Consider the following 302-nt stretch of genomic DNA (forward strand, 5'->3'; position numbering starts at 1 on the left):
AACTCACGTAGTCAGCTTGGAAGGCTGAAGTTCTACCATTGAACTACACCTGCAAATATAAGTGGTGACCCGTGGGCGATTCGAACGCCCGACCCTTTGATTAAAAGTCAAATGCTCTACCAACTGAGCTAACGGGTCACAAGTGGTGCCGACTATAGGAATTGAACCCACAACCTACTGATTACAAGTCAGTTGCTCTACCAATTGAGCTAAGTCGGCATTTAAATGGTGGAGGTTAACGGGCTCGAACCGCTGACCCTCTGCTTGTAAGGCAGATGCTCTCCCAACTGAGCTAAACCTCC

The 302-nt window shown here is 48.3% G+C and carries 3 tRNA genes; all 3 read right to left on the bottom strand.

The features are described 5' to 3' along the window. Positions 1-62: 62 nt before the first annotated feature. The 3 genes from KTQ83_RS12135 to KTQ83_RS12145 all read right to left on the bottom strand — a co-directional run bounded on the left by KTQ83_RS12135 (position 63) and on the right by KTQ83_RS12145 (position 302). Positions 63-138 (bottom strand) — tRNA-Lys (locus tag KTQ83_RS12135). A gap of 5 nt (positions 139-143) precedes the next feature. After that, positions 144-219, bottom strand: a tRNA-Thr gene (locus KTQ83_RS12140). A 7-nt stretch (positions 220-226) separates the two neighbouring features. Then, positions 227-302, bottom strand: a tRNA-Val gene (locus KTQ83_RS12145).

Origin of the sequence: Holdemanella porci, assembly GCF_019052655.1 — a bacterium.
Lineage (GTDB): Bacteria > Bacillota_I > Bacilli_A > Erysipelotrichales > Erysipelotrichaceae > Holdemanella > Holdemanella hominis.